Origin of the sequence: Mycobacterium sp., from assembly GCF_019247635.1 — a bacterium.
Classification (GTDB): domain Bacteria; phylum Actinomycetota; class Actinomycetes; order Mycobacteriales; family Mycobacteriaceae; genus Mycobacterium.
Window position 1 is genome coordinate 15,154 of the sequence record NZ_JAFBAR010000053.1, and the last position, 25,890, is coordinate 41,043.

General features: G+C 67.2%; 22 protein-coding genes. 6 read left to right on the plus strand and 16 right to left on the minus strand.

The annotated features are described in order from the left end of the window. The 10 genes from murD to JO236_RS07515 form a co-directional block, all read right to left on the minus strand. Positions 1-1,461: a UDP-N-acetylmuramoyl-L-alanine--D-glutamate ligase gene (gene murD, locus JO236_RS07470; protein WP_293326818.1), complete on the minus strand. Its 1,461-nt coding sequence runs from the start codon at positions 1,459-1,461 to the stop codon at positions 1-3. A 1-nt stretch (position 1,462) separates the two neighbouring features. Then, on the minus strand, positions 1,463-2,542 hold the full coding sequence (mraY, locus tag JO236_RS07475) for a phospho-N-acetylmuramoyl-pentapeptide-transferase (protein WP_293326820.1): 1,080 nt from the start codon (positions 2,540-2,542) through the stop codon (positions 1,463-1,465). Then, on the minus strand, positions 2,539-4,050 hold the full coding sequence (locus tag JO236_RS07480; protein ID WP_293326823.1) for a UDP-N-acetylmuramoyl-tripeptide--D-alanyl-D-alanine ligase: 1,512 nt from the start codon (positions 4,048-4,050) through the stop codon (positions 2,539-2,541). Before JO236_RS07480 ends, mraY begins: the two co-directional genes overlap by 4 nt. After that, entirely contained in the window at positions 4,047-5,573 is a 1,527-nt protein-coding gene (locus JO236_RS07485) for a UDP-N-acetylmuramoyl-L-alanyl-D-glutamate--2,6-diaminopimelate ligase (protein ID WP_293326884.1), read from the minus strand. Before JO236_RS07485 ends, JO236_RS07480 begins: the two co-directional genes overlap by 4 nt. Before the next feature lie 245 nt (positions 5,574-5,818). Further along, complete coding sequence (locus tag JO236_RS07490; protein ID WP_293326886.1) at positions 5,819-7,444, minus strand: PPE family protein; 1,626 nt, start codon at positions 7,442-7,444, stop codon at positions 5,819-5,821. 263 nt (positions 7,445-7,707) lie between these two features. Continuing rightward, positions 7,708-9,699 (minus strand): peptidoglycan D,D-transpeptidase FtsI family protein, encoded by a 1,992-nt coding sequence (locus JO236_RS07495; RefSeq protein ID WP_293326825.1) that lies wholly within the window; start codon positions 9,697-9,699, stop codon positions 7,708-7,710. Then, positions 9,696-10,799, minus strand: a complete 1,104-nt coding sequence (locus JO236_RS07500; RefSeq protein ID WP_293326827.1) for a hypothetical protein — start codon at positions 10,797-10,799, stop codon at positions 9,696-9,698. The genes JO236_RS07495 and JO236_RS07500 overlap by 4 nt, the downstream gene beginning before the upstream one ends. Next, positions 10,796-11,950 carry a 16S rRNA (cytosine(1402)-N(4))-methyltransferase RsmH gene (gene rsmH / locus JO236_RS07505; RefSeq protein WP_293326829.1) on the minus strand — a complete coding sequence of 385 codons (1,155 nt, stop codon included), beginning with the start codon at positions 11,948-11,950 and terminating at the stop codon, positions 10,796-10,798. Before rsmH ends, JO236_RS07500 begins: the two co-directional genes overlap by 4 nt. Next, on the minus strand, positions 11,925-12,356 hold the full coding sequence (gene mraZ / locus JO236_RS07510) for a division/cell wall cluster transcriptional repressor MraZ (RefSeq protein WP_293326831.1): 432 nt from the start codon (positions 12,354-12,356) through the stop codon (positions 11,925-11,927). The genes rsmH and mraZ overlap by 26 nt, the downstream gene beginning before the upstream one ends. A 506-nt stretch (positions 12,357-12,862) precedes the next feature. Then, entirely contained in the window at positions 12,863-13,267 is a 405-nt protein-coding gene (locus JO236_RS07515) for a DUF3040 domain-containing protein (RefSeq protein ID WP_293326833.1), read from the minus strand. 292 nt (positions 13,268-13,559) lie between these two features. Between JO236_RS07515 and JO236_RS07520 the strand changes: the two genes are divergently transcribed. Together JO236_RS07520 and JO236_RS07525 are read left to right on the plus strand one after the other, a co-directional pair. Further along, positions 13,560-14,168 (plus strand): GNAT family N-acetyltransferase, encoded by a 609-nt coding sequence (locus JO236_RS07520; RefSeq protein WP_293326835.1) that lies wholly within the window; start codon positions 13,560-13,562, stop codon positions 14,166-14,168. 144 nt (positions 14,169-14,312) lie between these two features. Further along, positions 14,313-14,960 carry an LppM family (lipo)protein gene (locus JO236_RS07525; protein ID WP_293326888.1) on the plus strand — a complete coding sequence of 216 codons (648 nt, stop codon included), beginning with the start codon at positions 14,313-14,315 and terminating at the stop codon, positions 14,958-14,960. Here the strand turns inward: JO236_RS07525 and JO236_RS07530 are convergent. Next, on the minus strand, positions 14,957-15,844 hold the full coding sequence (locus tag JO236_RS07530; protein WP_293326837.1) for a mycobacterial-type methylenetetrahydrofolate reductase: 888 nt from the start codon (positions 15,842-15,844) through the stop codon (positions 14,957-14,959). The genes JO236_RS07525 and JO236_RS07530 overlap by 4 nt on opposite strands. A gap of 192 nt (positions 15,845-16,036) precedes the next feature. Between JO236_RS07530 and idsA2 the strand changes: the two genes are divergently transcribed. Continuing rightward, a complete protein-coding gene (idsA2, locus tag JO236_RS07535; RefSeq protein WP_293326840.1) occupies positions 16,037-17,086 on the plus strand; it encodes a bifunctional (2E,6E)-farnesyl/geranyl diphosphate synthase in 1,050 nt (349 codons plus the stop codon). Next, a complete protein-coding gene (locus tag JO236_RS07540) occupies positions 17,083-18,594 on the plus strand; it encodes an alpha-(1->6)-mannopyranosyltransferase A (RefSeq protein ID WP_293326842.1) in 1,512 nt (503 codons plus the stop codon). The genes idsA2 and JO236_RS07540 overlap by 4 nt, the downstream gene beginning before the upstream one ends. Here JO236_RS07540 and JO236_RS07545 read toward each other — a convergent pair. After that, a complete protein-coding gene (locus JO236_RS07545) occupies positions 18,581-18,985 on the minus strand; it encodes an Rv2175c family DNA-binding protein (RefSeq protein ID WP_293326844.1) in 405 nt (134 codons plus the stop codon). The genes JO236_RS07540 and JO236_RS07545 overlap by 14 nt on opposite strands. A 72-nt stretch (positions 18,986-19,057) precedes the next feature. Between JO236_RS07545 and JO236_RS07550 the strand changes: the two genes are divergently transcribed. Further along, on the plus strand, positions 19,058-20,332 hold the full coding sequence (locus tag JO236_RS07550) for a protein kinase domain-containing protein (protein ID WP_293326846.1): 1,275 nt from the start codon (positions 19,058-19,060) through the stop codon (positions 20,330-20,332). Positions 20,333-20,428: 96 nt separating this feature from the next. On the opposite strand, the gene JO236_RS07555 is transcribed toward JO236_RS07550, so the two are convergent. The 3 genes from JO236_RS07555 to JO236_RS07565 form a co-directional block, all read right to left on the minus strand. Beyond that, positions 20,429-21,817 carry a class II 3-deoxy-7-phosphoheptulonate synthase gene (locus JO236_RS07555; protein ID WP_293326848.1) on the minus strand — a complete coding sequence of 463 codons (1,389 nt, stop codon included), beginning with the start codon at positions 21,815-21,817 and terminating at the stop codon, positions 20,429-20,431. 78 nt (positions 21,818-21,895) lie between these two features. Next, entirely contained in the window at positions 21,896-22,411 is a 516-nt protein-coding gene (locus JO236_RS07560; RefSeq protein ID WP_293326850.1) for a polyadenylate-specific 3'-exoribonuclease AS, read from the minus strand. 89 nt (positions 22,412-22,500) lie between these two features. Further along, on the minus strand, positions 22,501-23,376 hold the full coding sequence (locus JO236_RS07565) for a hypothetical protein (RefSeq protein ID WP_293326852.1): 876 nt from the start codon (positions 23,374-23,376) through the stop codon (positions 22,501-22,503). A gap of 89 nt (positions 23,377-23,465) precedes the next feature. Here JO236_RS07565 and JO236_RS07570 point away from each other — a divergent pair, with 89 nt between their 5' ends. Further along, a complete protein-coding gene (locus tag JO236_RS07570; protein ID WP_293326854.1) occupies positions 23,466-24,635 on the plus strand; it encodes a hypothetical protein in 1,170 nt (389 codons plus the stop codon). On the opposite strand, the gene JO236_RS07575 is transcribed toward JO236_RS07570, so the two are convergent. Next, entirely contained in the window at positions 24,571-25,857 is a 1,287-nt protein-coding gene (locus JO236_RS07575; protein WP_293326857.1) for a glycosyltransferase family 87 protein, read from the minus strand. The two genes, JO236_RS07570 and JO236_RS07575, sit on opposite strands and share 65 nt — an antisense overlap. Between the last annotated feature and the right edge of the window lie 33 nt (positions 25,858-25,890).

Consider the following 25,890-nt stretch of genomic DNA (forward strand, 5'->3'; position numbering starts at 1 on the left):
CTACCGCGTCGCCGCACGGACGGCCACCGCGAAGGCGTCGCCGCGGTCGGCGTAGCCGGTGAACTGGTCAAACGACGCCCCGGCCGGTGCCAAGAGCACGGTGTCCCCCAGTTTAGCCAGGCCGCGGGCCGCTACCACCACCGCGGCCATCACGCGATCCCCGAGCGTCCCGCCGGCATCGTTAACTTTTGCCACTTTGACAACAGAAGACCCAGAAACAACATCAGGCGCATGCATCCCAACATCCTCGCCCGTCACAACCTGGACGACGGGGACATCGGGCGCGTGTCGCGATAACGCCTCGGCAACCTCCGCCCGATCTCGGCCGATGAGCACCGCGCCGACCAACCGGGGTGCGATTCGGGCCACCTGAGCGTCCACGGATGCGCCCTTGAGCAAACCTCCGGCGACCCACACGACCCGCGGATAGGCCAGCACCGACGCCTCGGCGGCGTGCGGGTTGGTGGCCTTGGAGTCGTCGACATAGGTGATTCCCTCGGCCACGGCCACCACCTCCCCCCGGTGCCGTCCCGGCCGGAACGATGAGATCGCCGCCCCTATCGCTTCGGGGGGCACCCCGACGCTGCGGGCCAGCGCCGCGGCGGCCAGGGTGTTGAGTACCCCGACGGGGCCCGGCACTGGGATCGCCGCCGCGGGAAGGAGCTGCAGGTCGTCGGCAAAGGCCCGGTCGACCAGGTGCCCGTCGCGAACGCCGAGTTCGCCGACGGCCGGTTCGCCCAGCCGGAATCCGACCCGCAGCGGCGCTGGGGCCGCAGGAAGCAGCGCGGCGGCCCTGACGTCGTCCAGCCCGACGACCGCGACCCGGCCGCCCAGCACCCGGGCCTTGGCCGCGGTGTAGTCGGCCATGGTGGCGTGCCAGTCCAGGTGGTCTTCGGCGATATTGAGCACCACGCCGGCCTCGGGCCGCAGCGAGGGAGCCCAGTACAACTGGAAGCTGGACAGCTCGACGGCCAGCACGTCGGCGGGTTCGTCCAGAACGTCGAGCACCGGGTCTCCGATGTTGCCGCACAGCACGCTGCGCAGGCCCCCGGCCCTCAGCATGGCGTGCAGCATCGACGTCGTGGTCGTCTTGCCGTTGGTGCCGGTCACCACCAGCCAGCGCCGCGGCGGCCCGCAGCAACCGGCGGCGTCGAGCCGCCAGGCCAGCTCGACATCACCCCAGATGGGCACGCCCGCGGCCGCGGCCGACGCCAGCACGGGCGTCGTGGGCTGGAATCCGGGACTGGTGACTACCAGCGCATAGTCGGCGATCTGTCGCTCGGCAATCGTTGGATCCACGGTCGCCACCCCGCTCTCGGCGTAGGGGCGCAACATGGCCGGATCGTCGTCGCACACCGTGGGCGTCGCGCCGAACCGGGTGAGCGCGGCGGTGATCGCCCGGCCGGTCACCCGGCCGCCGGCCACCAGCACCTGCGCGCCGGGAACTAACGGGGCGAGCACGTCAGGCGCCGATCGTGGACAGCCACTCGCCGTAGAACAGGGCCACGCCCAGGCCGCAGGTGATCGCGGTGAGCAGCCAGAAGCGGATGATCACGGTGGTTTCGGCCCATCCGAGCAGCTCGAAATGGTGGTGGAAGGGCGCCATCCGGAACACCCGGCGCCCGGTGGTGCGAAACGCCAGGATCTGCAGCACCACTGAGGTGAACTCTGCGACAAACAGCGAACCCAACACCACCGCGAGGATTTCCGTGCGGCTGGTGACGGACAACCCAGCGACAACGCCGCCCAACGCGAGGGATCCCGTGTCGCCCATGAAGATCTTGGCCGGGGCCGCATTCCACCACAAAAAGCCGATGCACGCGCCGGCCGTGGCGGCTGCGATCAACGCCAGGTCCAGCGGATCACGCACGTTGTAACAGCCCAGCCCGGGCGCGGTGACGCAGGCGTTGCGGTATTGCCAGAAAGTGATCAACACGTAGGCCCCGGTGACCATCGCCATGCAGCCGGCGGCCAGCCCGTCCAGGCCGTCGGTGAAGTTGACAGCGTTGGACCAGGCGCTGACGACCACCACGCAGAACAGCACGAACAGCGCGGGAGCCAGTGTGACCGTGGCGATTTCGCGCACATAGGACAGATCCGCGCTGCCCGGGGTCAGGCCGGCGGAGTTGCGAAACTGCAACACCAGAACGCCGAACAGCACCGCAGCGCTGATCTGCCCGACCATCTTGGCCGTCTTGTTCAGCCCGAGGTTGCGCGCCCTGCGGATTTTGATCAGGTCATCGATGAACCCGACGCCGCCAAGCACGGTGGCCAGGCCCAGCACCAGCAGACCCGACGTGGAGATCCCCTCGCCGTCGAACGCCAGACCGGCCAGGTGCGTCCCCAGGTAGCCCGCCCAGATTCCGGCCAGAATCGCCACGCCGCCCATCGACGGGGTGCCGCGCTTGGTGTGGTGGGTGGGCGGCCCGTCCTCGCGGATCTCGTGGCCGAACCCCTGCCGGGTGAACATCCGGATCAACGCCGGGGTCAACAGGATGGACACGGCCAGCGCGATGGCGACGGCGATGAGGATTTGTCTCATGGGCGCGCGCTCTCGCTGTCAGCCGCAAAAGCGTCGGCCAGCGCGCCCAGCCCGGCGGCGTTGGACGCCTTGACCAAAACCACGTCCCCGGGCTGGACCTGCGCACGCAGCAATGCCAGGGCGGAGCCGGCGTCGGGCACGGCGACCGCGCTCCGATCCGCCTCAGAGCCCCATGAGCCCTCCATGACCGCTCCGTGGTGCATGGCGCTCATCGACCTCCCAGTTCCCACGACAACGAGTCGAGTCACATCTAAGCGCACCGCGAGCCGTCCGATGCGATCATGCTCGGTTATCGCGTCCTCGCCGAGTTCGGCCATCTCGCCCAGGACCGCCCAACTTCGCCGTACCGCGGCCGGGCCGGCGCCGTTGGCGATCCACGCCAGCGCCTGCAGCCCGGCGCGCATCGAGTCCGGGTTGGCGTTGTAGGCGTCGTCGATCACCGTGACGCCGTCGGCGCGGGTGGTCACGTGCATCCGATGCCGCGACACCGGTCCGGCCGCGGCCAGCGACGCCGCCACCTGCTCGAGACTGGCCCCGCATTCCAGCGCAACGGCGGCCGCGCACATCGCGTTGGTCACCTGGTGGTCCCCGAAGACGCTTAGCCGGACTGCCACCTGGGCGCCCTTGGCGTGCAGGGTGAACCGCGGTCTGGCCAAGCCGTCCAGCGTGACGGGACCCGCCCAGACATCGCCCGTGCTGCCGCGGCTAACGCGGATCACCCGCGCTGCGGTCACGGCGGCCATCTCGGCCACCGCCGCGTCGTCGGCGTTTAGGATCACCGCTCCGGACTCCGGGACAGCTTGCGGCAGTTCGGATTTCGTTTGCGCGATGGCCTCTCGGGAACCGAACTCGCCCAGGTGCGCGGTGCCGACGTTGAGGACGACGCCGATGCCCGGCGGGGCGATCTCGGCCAACTCCGCGATGTTGCCGGGATGACGCGCCGACATTTCCAGGACGAGGTAGTCGGTCTCGCGGGTGGCGCGCAGCACGGTCCATGGATGGCCGAGCTCGTTGTTGAACGACCCGGGCGGGGCCACCACCTCACCCAACGGCTCGAGCACGGCTCTAACCAGATCCTTGGTCGAGGTCTTGCCCGACGAGCCGGTGATCCCGACGATGGTCAGCCCACCCGCGACCAGCTCGGCGCCCACCGCCTTGGCCAGCTTGGCCAGCGCGGCCAGCACCGCCGCACCCGACCCGTCCGCGTCGTGCTCGAGCACCCCCGCCCGGCCATCCGATGCCTTTAGCGGGGCGACCACGACGGCGGGTACCCCGACCGGCCGAGCGGCCAGCACCGCGACGGCACCGGCCGCAACCGCCGACCGGGCGTGGTCGTGCCCGTCGGAACGCGCGCCGGGCAGGGCCAGGAACAACCCGCCCGGGCCGATCGCGCGCGAGTCGAACTCCACGGCCCCGGTGACGCGGCGTTGTGCCGCGTCTTCCGGCGTGATGTCGGCCAGTGTGCCGCCGACGATCTCGGCGATCTGGGCAACGGTGAGGTCGATCATCGAAGCGCTTCTAATGCCTGGGCGAGTTCCACCCGGTCGTCGAACGGGCGGACTTCGCTGCCACTACGTTGCCCCGTTTCGTGGCCCTTACCGGCGACGACCACGACGTCGCCGGGACGCGCCCAGGTGACCGCGTGCCAGATGGCCTCGCGCCGGTCGCCGATCTCGACCACTTCTGCTGCAGAGGCGGCTTCGGTTGTCCCGGCGAGGATCTCGCGCCGGATCGCCGCCGGATCCTCGCTGCGCGGGTTGTCGTCGGTGATGACCACCAGGTCGGCCAGTTCGGCCGCGACGGTGCCCATGGGGGCCCGTTTGCCCGGGTCGCGATCGCCACCGGCGCCGAACACCACCGCCAGCCGACGGCCCGGGCGCCTCAGCGTGGTCAGCACTGCCCCCAGCGCGCCGGGCTTGTGGGCGTAGTCGACCAGCGCGAGAAAGTCCTGGCCGCGGTCGATCTGCTCGAGACGGCCGGGAACCCGCGTCTGCAAAAGCCCCGGGGCCGCACGCTCGGGCGAAACCCCAACGGCATCCAGAATCGCAAGTGCGACAAGGCAATTGGCCACATTGTAGCGGCCCGTCAGCCGGATACCCACCCGGTGCTGCACACCGGCGGGGTCGATGGCGGTGAATTCCTGTGCCCCGGCGCTCGTTGCTTTTACGTCGACGGCACGCCAATCGGCGGGTTGGCCCGCGACGCTGACGGTGATCGCGCCGGCGGCGCGCGAGGCCATCGCACGGCCGGCGTCGTCGTCGACGCAGACCACCGCCTGATGCGCACGCAGTGGCGAGGCTGGGTCGAAAAGCAGCGCCTTGGCCTCGAAGTAGTCCTCCATGGTGGGGTGGAAGTCGAGGTGATCGCGCGACAGGTTGGTGAAAGCGCCCACGGCGAATCCGGTGCCGTCCACCCGGCCCAGCGCCAGCGCATGGCTGGACACCTCCATCACCACGGTGTCGACGCCGCGTTCGGCCATCGCCGCGAGCATCGCCTGTAGCGCGGGCGCCTCGGGGGTGGTCAGGACGCTGGGTACGTCGGTGCCGTCGATGCGGATGCCGATGGTGCCGATCAGCCCCGCGATGCGTCCCGCGGCCCGAAGCCCGGCTTCGACGAGATAAGTGGTGGTGGTTTTGCCGGACGTTCCGGTGATGCCGATGACCGCCACGCGCTCGGACGGGTGCCCATACACCGTCGCGGCCAGGCCGCCCAGCACGCTGCGGGGTGCGGGATGGATCAGGGTGGGCACTGTCCGAGCGCCCATTTCGGCGACCCCGGCGGTGTCGGTGAGCACCGCCACCGCGCCGCGCCCGATCGCGTCGCCGGCGTACCGGGCGCCGTGCGTGATCGCGCCGGGCAGCGCCGCGAACAGGTCACCGGGCCGCACGTCCTGGCCGCGGAGCGTCACACCGGTGACGGCGACGTCGGGGACGGGGCCGTCGGGCGGCGCCGCGCCGATCTGGGCGGCTAACGCAGGCAATCGCGCGCCGGTGACGGCCCTGGGCCGCAGCGCAGTTGGCACCGACACCAGTCACCACCTCCGTCAACGTCGCGCGGTCGCCATGACCAGCCATGACACCCTACCTAGACACGCGGACCCTAAGGGTGTCCCGCCTGCCGCGATACGATTCCAGCCGCCGGGGACGGTGAGCTAACGGCACCGCACTCCCGTGGCGGCCGTCCTGCTCCTCAATCACCCTGGGTGGCTTCACCCTTCGCCCGCATCGTCTCCCGAAGGCGGCATTAGCTCTTCCGCGGAGACAGCAGGGTGAGACGTTAGATACCGAGTTCCTGCTCGATCTGCGGGAAGTATTGGAAACCGTCCGGAGTGAGCAGAATCCAGTCGTGAATTTGGCCGGTTGCCAGGATGAAACTGATCGGCGCACCTTGGGTCGCGGCTTTTTGCTCGAGCACCAACGTGTCGGGAGCGAGTGAATCCAGGGAGCCCGAGTAGACATACGTCGGCGGGAGTCCATGGAGTGAGCCATACAGCGGACTCACCATGTAGTTGTTCTCAGGAAGATTGCCTGCCCACTCCTTGCCGATCAGTTGCCCGGGCGCCACAGGGAGCAGGGGGTCCTGGACCAACGGAATGTTGGGATTGGTCAGCTCCACATCTAGCCAAGGTGACAGCAGAACCATCGACGAAGGTACGGGTTCACCCTGGTTCACCATGTACTCGACGGCCGACAGCGCCAGGGTGCCGCCCGCGGAGTCACCGAGCACGCTGACGTGGGAGGCCCCGTGTTGAGCGATTTCCATGGAGATAAGGCCGGCCATTTCCGGTACCACCGTGCCGGCGGTGCCGCCTTGCTGCAGTAAGGGGTATATGGGCACTTCGAAGGTCGCCCCGGTTTGGTAGGCCATTAACGAATAATCGACCCAGTGGAAGATCGACGGCGGAAAGATGAACGCGCCGCCGTGAATGGCCACCACGTAGTTGCCGGATGGATGAGCCGGCGTGATCTGCACTACCGTCATCCCGTCATAAGTCGTCTGCTGGACAGATTCGCCCAGCAGCGCCGTCAACAGAAGGGGCGGGGAGTTGCCGATGACCAGTGATAGTGGCGGGACGTTGCTGGCGAACAGCGCCAAAAGTGGGGAATTCGTCGCTGCAAGTTGAGGTTCAAGTCCCGACAAGGCCAGGATAGGTTTTACCGGCAAGAGCGCGGTTTCTTCCAATCTGGTTGCCAGCGACGGTGTGCCGGTGAAGGTCCCGCCCTGCACCGCCGTGAATGGCGAAGCAGCCGGGGCCCCGAAGATCTCGGTGTAAAGCGTCTCGGCCACCCCGGTGAGCACCGTGGTCGGTGAAGCTGGGGTCTGCTGAACTCCCCCAACGAGAGCGAAGCCGTTTTCGATGGCTTTGCCGAACTCGCCCGGCAGTCCGGGCAGGTTTTCCAACACTTGCCCCCACGGCCCCAACTGCGCGACCGTCGCCGACGCACTGGCGTGATATCCGCTCATCACAGCGGCATCCTGAGCCCACATCTGCTCGTATTCAGCCTCAGCCGCCGCGATCGCCGGAGCGTTTTGCCCGAACAGGTTCGAGATCACCAGCGACATCAGCTGGCCGCGATTGGCCGTCACCAGCCCGGGGTTCACGATTGTTGCCAGCGCAGCCTCATACGAGGTGGCCGCCGCCCGCGCTTGGGTTGCCGACTGTGCGGCTTGAGCCGCTGCCCCTCCCAGCCAGTCCACGTACTGGCTGGCCACATTCGTCATCGACGCCGACCCGGCGCCTTGCCAGGCCTGGCCGGTGAGGTCGGAAGTTACCGAGCTAAACGCGTTCGCCGCTGAGCTCAGCTCGCTGCCGATCCCGTCCCAGGCCGCCGCCGCCGCCAACATCGGCCCCGAACCCGGTCCATCAAGCAGCAGCACCGAATTGATCTCTGGCGGCCACACCGAAAAGTTCACCCCTGCTCCTTCCGATCAACCCGTCGGCCCCATTCCAGGAACGTACATCTTCGACGACGTGGAGGAAGGCGTTTCGCCGCGCACGAACTGCCGGCGAATGATTGACGCGATGCCGCCACCGCTGCCCCGTACGGGGCAGCGCACCGTTGGAGCGACTCGGCACCCGTCCACGGCGAACTCAACGTTCGATCGCGGACGGAAAAGCGGATCCGAACGCGCCGTTAGCGGCTATCGGGGCGACGCTAACGCGCTCAGGTGGCCTGCAACGTCAGCGGTGGTCCCGGGTCCGGTGACAGCGGCACGTTCTCGCGCTGCATCAACCAGCCGGCGATGTTGTGGAACAACGGGGCCGCCGAGTGGCCCGGCGTGCCGTCGGCGTTACGTTCCGGGTTGTCCATCATCAGCCCGATCACGTAGCGCGGATTGTCAACGGTGGCCATCCCGGCGAAGGTGATCCAGTAGACGTTGTCGAAATAGCAGCCGCAGGCGGGGTTGATCTGCTGCGCCGTCCCGGTCTTGCCGGCCATCTGGTAGCCCGGCACCGCGGCCGCTGGCCCGGTGCCCTGCTGGTAGCCCATCGGGTCACGCTGCACGACGGCCCGCAGCATTTGGCGGACGGTCTGGGCGGTCTGCGCCGACACCACGCGAACGCCGTCGGGCCGCGGCTCCTCGATGCGGGTGCCGTCGGGCGCGATGGTGGCCTTGATGATCCGCGGAGGCATCCGGATCCCATCGTTCGCGATCGTCTGGTACATGCCGGCCATCTGCAGGAGGGTCATCGAAAGACCTTGTCCGATGGGCAGGTTGGAGAAGGTGCTGCCCGACCACTGGTCGATCGGCGGCACCAGCCCCGCACTCTCACCCGGCAGCCCCACCCCGGTGCGCTGCCCCAGCCCGAATTTGCGGACCATGTCGTAGTAGCGTTCCGGCCCTACCCGCTGGGCCAGCATCAGCGTGCCGACGTTGGACGATTTTCCGAACACGCCCGTGGTGGTGTAGGGCATCACGCCGTGTTCCCAGGCATCGTGGATCGAGACGCCGCCCATTTGAATGGAGCCGGGCACCTGTAGCACCTCGTCGGGGTTGGTGAGGCCATACTCGATAACCGAAGACGCGGTGATCACCTTGTTAACCGAGCCCGGCTCGAACGGCGAGGACACCACCAGGTTGCCCAGCTGCCGATCGCCCTGACGGCCGATGTCCTGCGACGGGTCGAAGGTGTTGTCGTTGGCCATGGCCAGCACCTCGCCGGTCTTGGCATCTAGGACGACAGCCGAGACGTTATGTGCGCCAGACAAATTCCTGGCCTGCTGTACCTGCTGTTGCACGTAGAACTGGATGTCGTCGTCCAGGGTGAGCTGGATGGTCGAGCCGTTGACCGCCTTGTGCCTGTTGCGGTAGCTACCGGGGATGACGACGCCGTCAGATCCGCGGTCGTAGGTCACCGAGCCATCGGTACCGGCAAGCGCGGAATCCAGGGACTCCTCCAGGCCGAGCAAACCGTGGCCGTCCCAGTCGATGCCGCCGACGATATTGGCCGCCAGCGATCCGCCGGGATACTGCCGCAGATCCTGGCGCTCGGAACCCACCTCGGGATACTTCTCGCTGATCGCGCTGGCGACGGCGGGGTCGACGGCGCGGGCCAGGTACACAAACGTCTCGTCGCTCTGCAGCTTCTTCAGCAGGGTCGCGGCGTCCGGTTTGTTGTTCAACCGCCCCGCGATCTCTTTGGCCATCTCGCGCAGCCGCTCCTGCGGATCAGGGGCCGACGGCGTCTTCTTCCTAGCCTCCTCCAACTGCTGGCGGATCTTCTTGGGCTGGAAGGTCAGCGCGCGCGACTCGATGGTGAACGCGAGCTGGTCGTTGTTGCGGTCGACGATGCTGCCCCGGATCGCCCTTTCGACGTCGGTGACCTTGAGCTGTCCGGCGGCCTGGGCGCGCAGGCCCGCGGCGTTGGACACCTGCAACATGAATAGCTGCACCGCCGCCACCACAATCAGCGCGACGATGACGACGTTGCCGGCGCGATGCCGGAAGACGAACGAAGCGCCGCGGCTCCCGACGTGCATCGCCTGCCGGGTGCGTCGCTCTTTCGCCGAGTGACCGGAACCGGGTCGTGGCGCCGGGCTGGATTGCTTGCCCGCCTTGGCTTTCCGGAATCGCTTTGGTTCCCGGACGCCCTTCGCCTTGGGCTGACGCAAGCCCCTCGCCTGCCGCTTCGGCCGGGCGCCGCCCCGGCTCACCGCGGCGCGCCCGGGGTGGTCGGGATGACCGGGGTGAACTGCTCACCGTTACCCGGAGCCTGGGGCGCGATCACGGTCGGCGCCTGCGGCACGATCGGGGGCAGCACCGGTTGCGGTGCAACGGGCAGTTGGGCGGGAGCCTGGGCCGGGAGGGGCACTTGCGGCACCGACCCCGTCGGCGTCTGCGGCTGACCAGGTACTGGTGCCAATCCCGGCACCGGTTGCCCACCGACCAGGCCGGGCAGGGCGGGCAGGGCCGTTGTGCCCAGCGTCGTCGAGCCGTCGGGGCCACGAAGCAGCTGCTGCGGTCCGGTCCTGCCGGGCGGCTGAGGATCATTGGGTCCCGGGGCCACCCGCACCGACACCTCCGGAGGAGGCGCCGCCGGTGGCGGGGGCGCCGGCGGAACCTCATCGGGCAACTTGGAGTTCAGCGGCGGTGGGGGGACGCCGTCGGCCGGCTTCGGGTTGCCGATGACCACCCAGCTACCGCCCGGGTCCTGAACCAGGTGGGCGGTGTCGCGCGTGGGGATCATACCCAGCTTGCGGGCCGCCTCCGCCAGGGCGGGCGCGGATTCCGCCTCGCGCACATCGCGTTCCAGCGCTTCCTTTTGCTGCTGCAGTAACCGCGTCCGCTCGCGGGCATGGCTCAACCCGTAGGAACGCTCCGCGGAGTCGGTGGATAGCCACAGCGTCAGACCAAGGCCGACGGCCAGGGAACCGATGACCAGCACGACGAACGGGACCTTGCTCGCCAGCGTGCGAGGCCGTAGGTCGATGGACGCCAGCCGGATGGCCAGGCGCTCGCTCAGCTTCGGTCGGATAACCTTGGGCGCCTTGGCCTTCCGCGCCTTGGCCCGTGCCTTTGCCTGGCTGGTGTTCTTGGCCCTGCCCGGCCGTTCGACGGGCCGGGTGATCGGACTGGTCTGGGGTCCCGACCTCCCGGACCGCGAAGCTCGCGGCTCGCGCGTCGAATTCTTCGGGGTTCGGCGCGACGACACCGCGTCGGCGGTCGCGGGCGTCCTCTTGCGGGCTGCACCGTCGCGCCGACTTCGACGATCGCCGCTGCCGCCGCGTTTGGGCGCCTCACGCTTCGTCTTCATGTATCGCCCTTCCCAATTCGTTGCACGGCCCGCAATCGCGCCGGGGCGCTGCGGGGGTTGCGTTCGATTTCGGCGGCGCCAGCTCTTTCGGCGCCGCGCGTCAAAGACGCGAATTGTGGTCCATGGCCGGGAAGTTCGACGGGGAGGCCCGCCGGCGTGCGGGAGGCGATGGCGTCGGCGAACGCCCGCTTGACGATCCGGTCCTCTAGCGACTGGTAGGCCAGCACCGCGATACGCCCGCCGACGTCGAGCGCGTCCAGCGCCGCGGGGATCGCGCTGCGCAGGGAGCCCAACTCGTCGTTGACCGCGATGCGCAGCGCCTGGAAGGTGCGCTTTGCCGGGTGCCCGCCGGTGCGTCGCGCGGGAGCCGGAATCGCCTCGTAGAGCAAGGCGACCAACTCGGCGGTCGAGGTGAACCGAGCGCGGGAGCGTTGCCGGACGATCCGCGCGGCGATGCGGCGTGCGAACCGCTCCTCGCCGTAGCGGTGCAGGATGTCGGCCAGTGCGGTCTCGTCGTAGGTGTTCAGGATCTCTGCCGCGGTGAGTGGCGAGTCGGGGTCCATCCGCATGTCCAGCGGCGCGTCCTGAGCGTAGGCGAAGCCCCGTTCGGGGCGGTCGAGCTGCATCGACGAAACCCCTAGATCGAAGAGCACGCCGTCGACGGATTGTGCAGCGGCATAGCCGGATTCGGCCAGCACCTCGGGCAGCCGGTCATATCGCGTGCGCAGCAACGTGATTCGGTCGGCGAATCGCGCCAGGCGAACTCCCGCGATGTCCAGCGCAGCGGGGTCGCGGTCGAGTCCGATCAGGCGCAGGCCGGGCAGTTCCGTCAAGAAGCGCGCCGCGTGTCCGCCCGCGCCGAGCGTGGCGTCGACGAGAACCGCGTCCGAGCCGTCCGGGTGGTGGCGGGTCAGTGCCGGGATGAGCAGCTCCGCGCACCGCTGCAGCAAAACGGGCGCGTGCCCGAAATCGTCTGGATTCTCAACCACCGCAACGCCTCCCCGGGTCCAGGTCTCCAAGGCGGGCGCCCCTGCACCGAGGTCCCTGTCCGAACCTATGAACCTGGCGTTGGGGAAGTACGCCAGGGTCGGTTCGGGCAGAGGCCACGATGCACGGGCATGCGCCTTAGAAAATGTCGCCGAGTGCTTCATCGCTGGCCGCGGAGAAGTTCTCTTCGTGGGTCTGCTGGTAGTCGTGCCAGGCTTGCGCATCCCAGATTTCGAGATAGTCGACCGCTCCGATCACCACGCAATCCTTGGAGAGGTGGGCATAGCGACGGTGGTCGGCCGACAACGTGATCCGGCCTTGTGTGTCGGGGTGCTGCTCATCGGTGCCGGCGGCCAGGCTGCGCAGGAAAGCCCTGGCTTCCGGGTTACTCCGTGGTGCCTTGCTGGCGCGCCGCGCGAGTTGCTCGAATTCCGTTCGTGGGTAGACAGCCAGGCTGTGGTCTTGGCTCTTGGTAACCATCAGCCCCCCTGCCAGCGCGTCACGGAATTTGGCGGGCAATGTCAGCCGCCCCTTGTCGTCGAGCCTGGGCGTGTAGGTGCCGAGAAACACCAGCTCACCTCCCGTCCCGAGCGGCTCCGACTTCGCCCAAACACTTCGGCCACCATACCCCACAGTCCCCCACTTCACCCCATTCCTAGCCATTGTCATGTCTCGGTGTGGCGTTTTTTGCCGAAACTCCGACGCGGGTTCGCCCGACTGGCCTGCGACGCCGGTTGGCGCCCGCCCTATGGCCTAGCAAATGCGCATGTCAGAGGCGCAAAACCGCTGGGTCTGTCGTCGGTGGGGCGAAGTGGGGCACATGCCAGCCCACCGGACTCGATTCAAAAACGATTTGGCCTCAAGACGGCTCGACGGGCCGACTAACCACACCGCAAGACGCCGAGCCTGCAATCCTGGCGCCGAGCCTGCGCACAGTTCGCGTCCGACGCAGAATTCACGCCCTCACCGCAGACTCGGGTGGGCGCAACTACGAAACAGCGGGGCAGCCATCAGGCCGCCCGGTATAAAAGTGGGGCAGCCATCAGGCTGCCCCGCGAGGTCTGCGTGCGCTCCGCTTACTCGTCGAAGCGGCGGCGGAAGCGATCCTCCATGCGGCTGGTGAACGACCCCCCGCCACCCTTGGTGCGGCGCTGGCGCGACGCCCCGGAACCCGATCCCGGGTGGTCCTGCCTACTGGCCAACCTGGGACCGGTGACGGCAAACACCACACCGCCGAACATCACGATGAAGCCAATCACGCTGAGGATCGGAAAGTTCCCGATCATCGTGGCCTTGAACGCCACGCCGGAGACCAGCATCCCGAGGCCGACGACAAATAGCGCTGCACCCTGCAGACGTCGCCGTGCGGTCGGTGCGCGGAGGCCTCCGCCACGGACGCTCGACGCGAACTTGGGATCCTCGGCATAGAGAGCGCTCTCGATCTGATCGAGCATTCGCTGCTCATGATCGGAGAGTGGCATTCGTCCCTCCTTGCCGACGGCGGGTTGACACGTTATTTATCGATAACACGCGGATGCCCGTTACGCGAGCAACTAACTCAGATGATACGAGGTCAATCTGTGCGGTACCACTGCTTCGGGCGCCGATTCTATCCTGGCTATCCCGCCCGCCGCCGCACCCCCGCCGCGAGCCGGAACACCACCGTGCCAACCGATGCCGACCCACAGATCACTCTTGTGGCAACACCGCCCACTGGCATTCGATAATGGGCGCCAACCCATCGAGTCGCCCACCTGACAAGGACACCGCGAGTTGGCGATATTCCTTATCGATCTGCTGCCGACCGACATGGAGCGCCGCCTCGGCGAGGCCCTGGATGTCTATGTCGACGCGATGCGCTACCCCCGCGGCACAGAGAACCAGCGCGCGGCGATGTGGCTCGAACACACCCGACGACTCGGCTGGAAGGCGGTGGCCGCCGTCGAGTGGAAGTCAACGGCCGACGAAGCGCCGTCGGCCGCCGAGCTCAGTGATGCACCCTTGCTCGGCGTGGCCTACGGCTATCCCGGGGCGCCTGGTCAGTGGTGGCAGCAACAGGTTGTCCTGGGCCTGCAACGCGGCGGCCTGGCCCCCACGGAAATCTCGCGCCTGATGAATAGCTACTTCGAGCTCACCGAGCTGCACATCGCACCCAGCGCCCAGGGGCGCGGTCTCGGCGAGGCGCTGGCTCGCCGGCTGCTTTGCGACCGCGTCGAGCAAAACGTCCTGCTCTCCACACCTGAAACCACCGGTGAGCCCAACCGCGCTTGGCGCCTGTATCGACGGCTGGGCTTCACCGACATCATCCGCGGCTACCATTTCGCCGGCGACCCACGGGCTTTCGCGGTCTTGGGTCGCGCCCTGCCCCTGCAGCCGGCGTAACACACCAGGCGCTAGGGGCGACGACTCGTCCAAGCGGCACACCGGATCTGGCACGATGACCTGGTGCGCGCCAGCTCCCGCCCCCGCCCAGCCCGACGGTCCCGAGCATCGGTGACGCGGCGGCGCCGGGCATTGGCCATCCTGATGCTGCTGATGCTGGTTCCGCTGGCCACCGGGTGCCTGCGGGTCAGGGCCTCGATCACCATCTCCCCTGATGACCTGGTGTCCGGGGAGATCATCGCCGCAGCCAAACCCAAGACATCGAAGGACACCGGTCCACAGCTGGACACCAACAATCTCGCGTTCAGCCAGAAGGTGGCCGTCTCGAACTACGACAGCGACGGCTATGTCGGGTCGCAGGCGGTGTTCTCCGACGTCACCTTCGCCGAGATGCCCCAGCTGGCCAACCTGAACTCCAACGCCCAGGGCGTGAATCTGTCGCTGCGCCGCAACGGCAATCTGGTCATCCTGGAGGGCCGAGCGGACCTGACCTCGGTCACCGATCCCGACGCCGACGTCGAACTCAACGTCGCCTTCCCTGGGGTAGTGACATCCACGAACGGCGAGCGCGTCGAGCCCGAGGTCGTGCAGTGGAAACTCAAACCGGGCGTGGTGAGCACCATGACCGCCCAAGCCCGCTATACCGATCCGAATACGCGCTCCTTCACCGGGGCGGGCATCTGGCTGGGCATCGCGTCGTTCGCGGCCGCCGGCGTCGTAGCGCTGCTGGCATGGATCGGCCGGGACCGTTCTCCCCGGTTCACCGCACCACGGGACCAGCCGCCGGCCTAGCCGGGCGACCAGTAAGCAAGCATCGCCGCGAAAGTCTGGAAAGCCGGTGCGGAAACGCCGTACGTCGCCTCGAGGTGGATGCTGAGCGGGAAGCCGAGGTCGGCGACCCCGTCCACCACTCGTTTGTACAGGTCGACCAGGAGCCGGCGCTTCTGCTCGGGCTCGCTGCCGGCCAGCTTCTTGACGAACTCCTGCTCGGCGGCCACCGCGGCGTTGCCGGCATCCTGGATCAGCCAGTTGATCAGACCTATGCGGCTCTCCATCTTCGGCACGAAGCCGAAGGAGAGCAGGATCTCGGGCCGGTGATCGGTGTTCCTGGCGAACTCGGTCAGGAAATCCACGATGGCGTCGGAATACAGCAGCTGGGTCATGCCGTAGGTCGCGCCCTGATCGCACTTGAAGTTGAGCCGACCCTGCTCGCCGTCCCGGGTGGGGATTACGATCACGCCACGGTTGGCCACGACGTCACGGTAGATCGACAGCGCGTCGGTCGGCGCGACGCCGGACCCTTCGCCGTCGTTCATCGTGCGCGGCACGCCTACGAAGACGACGCCCTCCATCCCGGCGCCGGACAGATCCGTCAGGCGTCGCCGCAGCGACGCCTCGTCCATAAACGCGGTGACCTGGGTGCATAGCCCTTTGATACCGGGCAACTGCGGCTTGATGACCGACCAGAAATCCAGCACGTCCAGCTTGGGCTGCATCGCAACGGGCCGATCGTCGTCCTCGGCGATGATTCCCGGAACCATGACGTGCCGAATCCGGCCGTCAAGCCCCGAATCGGCCGAGTACTGCAGCACCTTGCGGGCTTCGTCGTCGGCCCGCTCCCGACCGCCGTCCACATTCGGCGGCACCAGCTCGAGTGCGATGGTGTTGAGGGTCACGCAACTCCTCTTCGTCAACAGGGCCTGGGATCCCAGCCCCCACGACAGCATAGGGGCGGCTCTTCGACCCCTGCCGAATACACTTGTCGGGCCTGCCCACCAGAGGCAGACCTGAGCAGAGCCGAGCAACGCCGAGCAGAAAGGGGCGCCGCGCTGAGCCTGGAAGCATCCGAAGCAGCGGCAACCGTCGAGTTGGCCGGCACCATCACCGCACACCTGCGGCGGTATCTGGATGAGCGTCGTGACGAGGCGGCCTACATCGGCAGCGACTACGGCGACTTGGTCTCCGTCCTGCAGGACTTCGTGCTCAGCGGGGGCAAACGGCTGCGTCCGGCCTTCGCCTACTGGGGTTGGCGCGCGGTGACGACGCGGGAGCCCGATCCGGGCGTGCTGCTGCTGTTTTCCGCCCTGGAACTGCTGCACGCCTGCGCGCTGGTGCACGACGACGTGATCGACCGGTCGGCCACGCGCCGGGGCAGGCCGACGACCCACGTTCAATTCGCGGCGCTGCACCGCGACCGCAATTGGCGCGGGTCGCCCGAGCAATTCGGGACATCGGCGGCGATCCTGCTCGGCGACCTGGCGCTGGCATGGGCCGACGACATCATGTTTCGCGCGTCGTTAGCATCGGATGCTCAACGTCGGGTGCAGCGGGTTTGGGCCGACATCCGCACCGAGGTGCTGGGCGGCCAATACCTCGACATCGTCGCGGAGTTCAGCGGCGCGGAGTCGATCGGCTCGGCATTGGCCGTCGACACCTTCAAGACGGCCTGCTACACGGTGTCGCGCCCGCTTCAGCTGGGGGTGGCCGCCGCCGCGGACAGACCCGACGTACAGGCCACCTTTCACCAGTTCGGGACCGATCTCGGCGTGGCGTTCCAGTTGCGCGACGACGTGCTCGGGGTTTTCGGCGACCCGATGGTGACGGGCAAGCCGTCCGGTGACGACCTGAGATCGGGCAAACGCACCGTGCTGGTGGCCGAGGCACTGGAATTGGCGGACAAGTCGGATCCCTTGGCCGCCAACCTGTTACGCACCTCTATCGGCACCCAGCTGACCGACGCCAAAGTGCACGAACTGCGCGAGGTCATCGTGGCGGTGGGCGCGTTGACCGCCGCGGAGGACAGGATCGCGCAGCTCACCCAACGGGCGTTGGCCACGCTGGCGGCCGCACCGATCAACCAGGGGGCCAAGGCAGGGTTGTCGGAGCTGGCCGCCGCGGCCACGAATCGGTCCGCATGACCACCAAGAGCTCCAACACGACGAAACAGACACCCAACCAACGTTTTTCACAGCTTCGAGCGTTCGCCGGCAGCACCCAAGCCGGCCCGGCGCGACTGGGGTTTGTCGCCGCGCTGCTGATAACCGGCGGCGGGCTGGGAGCCGGGAGCATCCGCCAGCACGACCCCCTGCTGGAGTCGCTGCACATGTCCTGGCTGCGCTTCGGCCATGGACTTGTGCTGTCGTCCATTGCGCTGTGGACGGGCGTGGGTCTCATGTTGCTCGCGTGGCTGCGGCTGGGACGGCAGGTGTTGGCCGGCGAAGCCAGCGAGTTCACGATGAGAGCCACCACCGGTTTCTGGTTGGCGCCGCTGCTGCTGTCGGTGCCGGTGTTCAGCCGCGACACCTACTCGTATCTGGCCCAGGGCGCATTGCTGCGAGACGGCCTGGATCCCTACGCGATCGCTCCGGTCGGGAATCCGAACGCCCTGCTAGACGATGTAAGCCCGATCTGGACGATCACCACCGCGCCCTATGGCCCGGCGTTCATTTCGGTGGCGAAGTTCGTGACGATCATCGTCGGCGACAACGTGGTGGCCGGAACCATGCTGCTGCGTTTGTGCATGCTGCCCGGACTGGCGCTGTTGATCTGGGCCGCTCCCCGCTTGGCCCGCCACGTCGGGTCCGATGGGCCCACCGCGCTGTGGATCTGTGTGCTCAACCCCCTGGTGCTCATCCACCTGATGGGCGGGGTGCACAACGAAATGCTGATGGTCGGGCTGATGACCGCCGGTATCGCGCTCACCTTCGCCGGGCGCAACGTGCTGGGGATCGTGCTGCTGACGGTCGCCATGGCGGTCAAGGCGACCGCGGGACTCGCGCTGCCGTTCCTGGTCTGGGTGTGGACGCGACATCTGCGCGAGCGCCGCGGATACTCGCCCGTAGTCGCGTTTCTTGCGGCCACCGCGTCCTCGCTGCTGATCTTCGCCGTGGTATTCGCGGTGTTGTCCGCGGTGGCCGGCGTCGGCCTGGGCTGGCTGGGCGCGCTGGCCGGTTCGGTGAAGATCATCAACTGGCTGACCGTGCCGACCGCGGCAGCGAACCTGATCCATGCGCTGGTCAGCGGGTTCTTCCCGATCGACTTCTACGGCCTGCTTCGCGTCACCCGCTTGATCGGCATCGTGATCATCGTGGTGTCGCTGCCGCTGGTGTGGTGGCGCAATCGGCGCGACGACCGCGCCGCGCTGACCGGCATCGCATGGTCGATGCTGATCGTGGTGTTGTTCGTCCCCGCCGCACTGCCCTGGTATTACTCGTGGCCGCTAGCCGTCGCGGCGCCATTGGCGCAGTCCCGCCGGGCCATCGCCGCCATCGCCGGCGTCTCGACCTGGGTCATGGTGATCTTCAAACCGGACGGATCGCACGGCATGTACTCATGGCTGCACTTCTCGCTGGCCACTGCCTGCGGGCTGGCGGCCTGGTACTCGTTGCGCCGAACGGACCCGCAACCCGCCCTCAATACGCCATAGCCTGCGCCCGGCGCACGACCTCGCGGGCCTGGTGGGCGTGCAGCGCGTCGACGGGACGCGCATTGCTGATGGCATCGCGGCTGCCGTCGCGGGTGACGGTCAGCGACGGATCCGGGGTGAACAGCCAACGCACGATCTCGGTGTCGTGATAGCCGCCGTCGTGCAGGATCGTCAGCAGCCCGGGCAGGCTCTTGACCACGTGGCCGGTAGTGGTGAAGAAGACCTGCGGCACCACCACGCCGCCAGCGCGTCGTATTGCGACCAGATGTCCCTCGCGCAGTTGCTGCTGAACCTTGCTGACCGGGACACCAAGCAGTTCGGCGACCCTGGGCAGGTCGTAGATCGGCTCGTCGGGGTCTAGAACATCGTCGCCGGCGGGAATGCTGCCCACCTGCGCCAGTGTAGAACTTGCTGCGCCGCCGAGTGTGCAGGTTGAGCGCAGCTTCTCCCCTACGATTGCCCAGTGACTGGAGCAGGCACGGGCGACCCGTTGGCCGGCGCCTTGCTGGACGGTCGCTACCGCGTGCAGGTCAAGATCGCCAGCGGCGGCACCTCGACGGTGTATCGGGGGCTGGATACTCGGCTCGATCGTCCCGTCGCGCTGAAAGTGATGGACCCCCGCTACGCGGGCGATGCCCAGTTCCTGACCCGGTTTCAGCTCGAGGCTCGGACCGTCGCCCGGCTGAAAGACCCCGGGCTGGTCGCGGTTTACGACCAGGGCCACGATGGCCGGCACCCCTTTCTGGTGATGGAGCTCATCGAGGGCGGTACCTTGCGCGAGCTTCTGGACGAGCGCGGTCCGATGCCCCCGCATGCCGTGGTCGCGGTGCTTCGTCCGGTGTTGGGCGGCCTGGCGGCCGCGCATCGAGCCGGCCTGGTGCACCGCGACGTCAAACCCGAAAACGTCCTGATCTCCGACGACGGGGACGTCAAGATCGCCGATTTCGGCCTGGTGCGCGCCGTCGCCGCGGCCGGAATCACTTCGACGAGCGTCATCCTGGGCACCGCCGCCTATCTGTCGCCCGAACAGGTGCGCGACGGCAACGCGGGTCCGCGTAGCGACGTCTACGCCGTCGGGATCCTCACCTACGAGTTGCTGACCGGGCGCACACCGTTCACAGGCGACTCGGCGTTGTCAATCGCCTATCAACGGCTGGACACCGATGTGCCCCGGCCCGGTGCTGTAATCGATGGTGTCCCAACGCCATTCGACGAGTTGGTGGCGCACGCGACCGCCCGTGACCCCGCGGATCGATACGCCGACGCCATCGAGATGGCCGGTGAGGTGGACGCGATCGCCGAGGAACTGGCGCTGCCGGCGTTTCGGGTTCCTGCACCGCGCAATTCCGCCCAGCACCGGTCGGCCGCCTTGCACCACAGCGTGATGACCGAGCGCCCGACGGCCCCGCCGCCGTTGGTTCAACCGCGGTCGTCGGTCCGGCCACCGCCGTCGCTGGCACAACGGCCGTCGCCGGACCGGCCGCCGGTGCGCAGGCCCACCCTGCAGATGCCACGCGAGCCTACCGCTGCGCCACCAGCGACCCAGCTCGGGCCCGAACCTGAGAATTACCAAGCGGTTTCGGGCCACTTCGCCGGTATCGCACTGAGCGACTTCGTCTGGGAGCGACAGCGTTCCCGACGGATGGTCCTGATCTGGGTGGCGATCGTCGTGGCGCTCACCGGGCTGGTTGCGACCGCGGCGTGGACGATCGGCAGCAACCTCAGCGGCCTGCTATGAGGGTGGTGAGACGCAAAAGCCCCTGAAACGGTACGTTTTCAGGGGCTTTTGCGTCTGCTCGCGCCACCCTTATGCCACCCCTAGTCGCCTAGTCGCTTAGTCGCGCAGCATCTCCGCGACAAGGAACGCCAACTCCAACGACTGCTGGGTGTTCAGCCGCGGGTCGCAGGCCGTCTCGTAGCGGCCCGCCAGGTCGGTGTCCGAAATGTCTTGCGCGCCACCCAAACACTCGGTGACGTTCTCGCCGGTGATCTCGACGTGGATGCCGCCAGGATGGGTGCCCAGCGCGCGATGCACCTCGAAGAAGCCCTGCACTTCGTCGACGACGCGGTCGAAATGCCGGGTCTTGTAACCGGTTGACGACTCGTGGGTGTTGCCGTGCATCGGGTCGCACTGCCAGATCACCTGGTGACCAGTGGCCTGGACCTTCTCGATGATCGGCGGCAGCACGTCGCGCACTTTGTTGTTGCCCAGCCGGCTCACCAGCGTCAACCGGCCCGGCTTGTTGTGCGAGTCGAGCCGCTCGACGTATTCGACGGCCAGCTCGGGCGTCATCGTCGGGCCGATCTTGACGCCAATCGGGTTGGCGATCACCTCGGCGAACGCGACGTGCGCGCCGTCGAGTTGGCGGGTCCGCTCGCCGATCCACACCGTGTGCGCCGACAGGTCGTAGAGCTGCGGCTCCCCGTTCTCGCTCTCGGCCAACCGCAACATGGCTCGCTCGTAGTCGAGCACTAGAGCCTCATGGCTGGCATAGATTTCGGCCGTTTGCAGATTACGGTCGGCCACCCCGCAAGCGCTCATGAACCGCAAGCCCCGATCGATCTCGGTGGCCAGCGCCTCGTACCGGGCGCCCGCCGGGGAGGTCCGTACGAATTCGCGGTTCCAATCGTGGACCAGGTGCAACGACGCCAGGCCCGACGACGTCAGCGCGCGCACCAGATTCATCGCGGCGCTGGCGTTGGCGTAGGCCCGCACCAGGCGCGACGGATCATGGTCGCGCACGGCGGCGTCGGGGGCGAAGCCGTTGATCATGTCGCCGCGGTAGGACTTCAGGCCCAGCGCGTCGACATCGGACGACCTCGGCTTCGCGTATTGACCCGCGATGCGGGCCACCTTGACCACCGGCATGCTGGACCCGTAGGTCAGGACCACCGCCATCTGCAGCAGGGTGCGGATATTGCCCCGAATGTGCGGTTCGGTGTTGTCAACGAACGTCTCCGCGCAGTCGCCGCCCTGCAGCAGGAATGCCTCACCCTTGGCGACCTGGGCCAGTTGTTCCTGCAGCCGGACAATCTCGGAGGGCACGGTCACCGGCGGCACACTTTCCAATACCGTGCGCATCGCCAACGCTTGGTCGGCATCCCAGCTGGGCTGTTGGGCGGCAGGCTTGACCAGCGCTGCGTCCAGCCGGGCACGCAGGTCGCCGGGCAGCGGCGGCAACGACGGCAGCTGGTCGATCGGGATGTCGACGGTCCAGTTCATCGGTCCATGGTAACCGGGCGCCGGAACCGGCTGATCAGCGCGAACGCCGCTCGGCACCTGATCCGGCGGACCGCCTCCTCAGCGCTCAACTCCGCGGCCCGCATCACCGACGGCCGTGATAATGCGGAATCGGCGCAGCTGGTCCCGGGCGTCGACCAGCGCGTCGTGCACATCACGCGGCCGCGGCGGCAACCGCGGGCTCCCGCGGTCTTCCCACAACTGGCGCAGTTCCCGGGTAAATCGGGGTATCGCCTGCGGGAGTCCGGGCATCGGGCCCCACAACTGGCACAGCGCGACGTGGTCGTAGGCGCCCACCCAGGCCCATAGCTCGATCGGGTCAATCGGCCCGGGGCCGCCGACACTGAAGAACTCTTCCAAGTCATCGCGGATCTGCCGGCGCGAGCGCCACAATTGCGAGGCCGGCGGCGGCAGTTTGGGCAGAACGTTGGTGCGCACCCAGTTGCCAGCGCGTTCGGCGTCGAATTCGGTGGAGATGGCGTAGTACTCGCGGCCGTCCTCGGCGACCACCCCGATCGAGATCAGGTCGATGGTGCGGCCGTCCTCGATGAATTCGGTGTCGTAGAAGTACCGCACCCCGAAAGCCTAATGGGGCGAGCAGAGGCGGAATCGCACGCCGAAGCCCAGGATTCGTGCGATCTTGTGTCTGCTCGCCACCGCGAACGCTAGCCAATCAAGGCGGGCTCGGTACCCTCCGGCGGCGGCGCGGGGTGCACATCCTGGTCGAGCTGGGCATCAACGGCGCGCTCGTCGGGCAGCCGGGGGGTACCGGCTATCGCGCACTGCAGCCAGAGCTTGGCCTGCACCACGGGGCGGCGCCATTTGCGTTCCCGCTCCAGGGCGCGGCGCATCTTCTCCGGCCGATTTGTGTAGCGCCATCGCGCCCACGGCGCGTGCGGGCGCGACAGCCGAATAGCGCCAACTACCAGCAGCACAACGATGAACATGCCCAGCAGCCCGGTCCACACCTTGCCCTTGAACAAGACGACCACCGCCAACGGCAGCGTCAGGACCAACCCGCCGATCACCAGGGCGTGCAGCACCGAGTGCGGAATCAGCGGATCGGAGCCGTGCCGGATCGGCAGGAAGAACATCAGGGGGTGCAGACCCATTATCAACAACCCCGCCACCGCAACCGCGGCGAAGACGGCATCCACCGACGTCCGCCCGTCTTCCTCCCAATAGACGTCGGACAGGTGCAGGATCAACGCGTACTCGTCGAGCACCAAAGCAGCGCCAATGCCGAAAAAGATTGCCGCAACGGCGAATTCGGGCTGATGTCCGTCCACAGACAGCGCGACCAGCGTCAGTCCGGAAATCATCACCAAGACCACCCCGAAAGCCACGTGGTGGATGTGCACGGACCCGATGTGGATGTTTCGCGGGTGCCACCACCGTGCCGGCCGACCGGCCGCGGCGCGACGGCGGATGAAGCGCACGAAGGTGCGCGTGACGAAAAAGGTCAGGATGAAGGCAAGCAGACAGCACAGCAGCGGCAGGCGGCCGCGGTCGACGATGCCGTGCTGCAGCCAATGGAACACTCCACAGAAGCTACGCTCACATCGCCGGACACGGCGGAAGCCGCGCTAGTCAAGGCTGTACCGATCCGAAGGGTGGCAAGATTTCCCCGGTGCTGCGACTGGTAACGGCGATCGGTGTCTCGGATCGTATGCGCAGCGCGTGTTGCGGGGTCGCGGCGGCGTGCGCCGGTGGCCTCAGCATTTTCGCCGCACAGAACGGCCATGTGAGTCTGACGGCGCTCGTCGGGATCGCAGCCAACGACGGAATTGCACCGCTGGCTCGCCAGAGCGACCCACGGTTCGACCTGGTGACCCCGCCCCGGCACTACGACGGCACGTATTACTACGCGATCGCGCGCGACCCAGTGCTGCTGCGAAGCGCCCACACTCTGATCGATCAGGCCGCCTACCGCTACGGCCACCCGGTGCACGGCTGGTTAGCCAGCGCGCTGAGTTTCGGCAACGCCGGCGCGGTGCCGCTGGCGCTCGTGGTGCTAAGCTTGCTCGGTTTGGCCGGCGCGGGGTGGGGCTTCAGCCAGCTTGCGCTGAGTTACAGCAAGTCCGCATGGGTGGGTCTCGTGCCTGCCGTCAGCCCGGGGCTGCTGTACGCGGCCACGGTAGACACCACCGAAACGGTTGGCGCGGCACTGATTTGTCTTTCCTTTGTGAGCTGGCTGCGTGGACGATTCACCGTCGCCGCGGTATTGATCGCGGTCACCTGTTTGGACAAAGAGCAGTACATCGCGGTTCCCGTTGGCCTGCTCGGATGGGAGGTCGCGCGTTACGCCAAGAGCCGGGAACGCGACAAACGTTGGTCGATAAAGCTTGTCGCGATTCTCGCGGGACCCGCCGCGTTGTCCCTGTGGTATCTCTACGTTCATTCGCGCCTGCACACCTGGCCGTGGTCGTACGAGCCGGGCAACCTTGGCGGACCGTTTTCCGGCTGGCGCGATGCGCTCGACCTGGCGTGGATGGAGACGAATGGCAACTTCGAGCAATCGGAAATCGGCACCTTGGCGCCGCCGGTTCTCGTCGCGACGGCGCTGCTGATTCTGCTCGGAGCCGTCGTCGCGCTTCGGCTCTACGCCGTCTTCGACGCCACCTTGATCGGCCTCGCGGTGATCACGAGCCTGCAGGGATGGCGAACGCTGGTTTTCCCGCACGAACTCTTGCGCACTTCCGCGGTTGCTGCGACGTTGGCCGTCGTGGCGCTTCTCACGCGTCCTCGGGCGCGGGAACCAGCGGAGCAACGCGACGACCACGAAACGACGCGAGAGTGAAGCGGCGGTCGGTGTCGCCGACGTCGTCAGACCCGGCTGCTGCGGAGGTAATTGGTGAATCGGCTCGCCGCCGGACCGTCAGGCCGATTGTCACGATCACGGCCAACGCCCACCACACATACGAAGTGCCCAGCAATTGCAGCCGCCATGGAGCCGACCATTCATGACCCGACGGCAGCACTTTAATCTGCGACCATTTGGTGACCGCTACTCCTATCGCGCTGACGGCCAGCAGGACGAGATTACGTTCCCGGTAGCCGACAACTGTCGTCGAAATCAAGACCGGCACTACCCATACCCAGTGGTGCGACCACGACACGGGTGATATCAGCAGCGCAAGCAACGCCGCGCACGCGACGCCGAATGCGTCGTATCCGGCCGCGACAGCATGTCGCACGGCCCATACCACCAGAACCAACACCAGGACGCTGAGCAACAACCACAGCGGTCCGCGCAAGGCGTCCGGGAGGGCTTGCCGGGCAAGGAAACTCAGGATGTTCTGGTTGGTGTTGAGTCTGAGGTCGGTTAGCCGGCCCGCGGTCCTGGTGACGGTGCCCGTCCAAAAGTCGATCGAATCACGCCATGCAAGTGCAAAACCCACAGCGGTCGCGGCACCGAATGAGACGACGGCGGTTCGGGCCGCGCGCCAATCCCGCTTGGTGAGGAAATAAAGGAGGAATACCGCGGGAGTGAGCTTGAGGGCAATCGCTATCCCAAGCAGGATCCCGCGAGGCAGCAGTGTCCGTCGCGGCAAACAGTCCGCGAGGGCCAACGTCATGATTACGACGTTGATCTGGCCATACCCGAAGTTCGACCAGATCGGCTCTAGATGCAACGAGGCGAACCCGGTGATTGTCAACGCCAGCCATCCGCGCCGTACGGCCGAGGACTCCCGAGTGACCGCCCATTGCGGCCAGACCTCCAGCGAATCGAGCACCAGATACACCGCGTACAGCAGAAGCACCAAAGTAATCGCCGTGAAGAGAGCGCTCGCCGTGGGCAGCGACATTATCGTGAATACGCTGAAGATGATTGCGGCGATCGGCGGATACGTAAATGCCAAAGGGGTGCCAAGTTCGGTGACGAATTTGTTAGAGCCGGTGGGGCCATAGAGCTCGATACCTTTCAGCCACGCCCGCGCGCCCATGCGGTATACGTCGAAGTCAAGCCGATAAATTGGCCGGTGGTCGAACCCGAACATTCGATACGCCAAGATGATCATGGCGACGAGACCGGCCGCTTGAAGCAGCCGCCA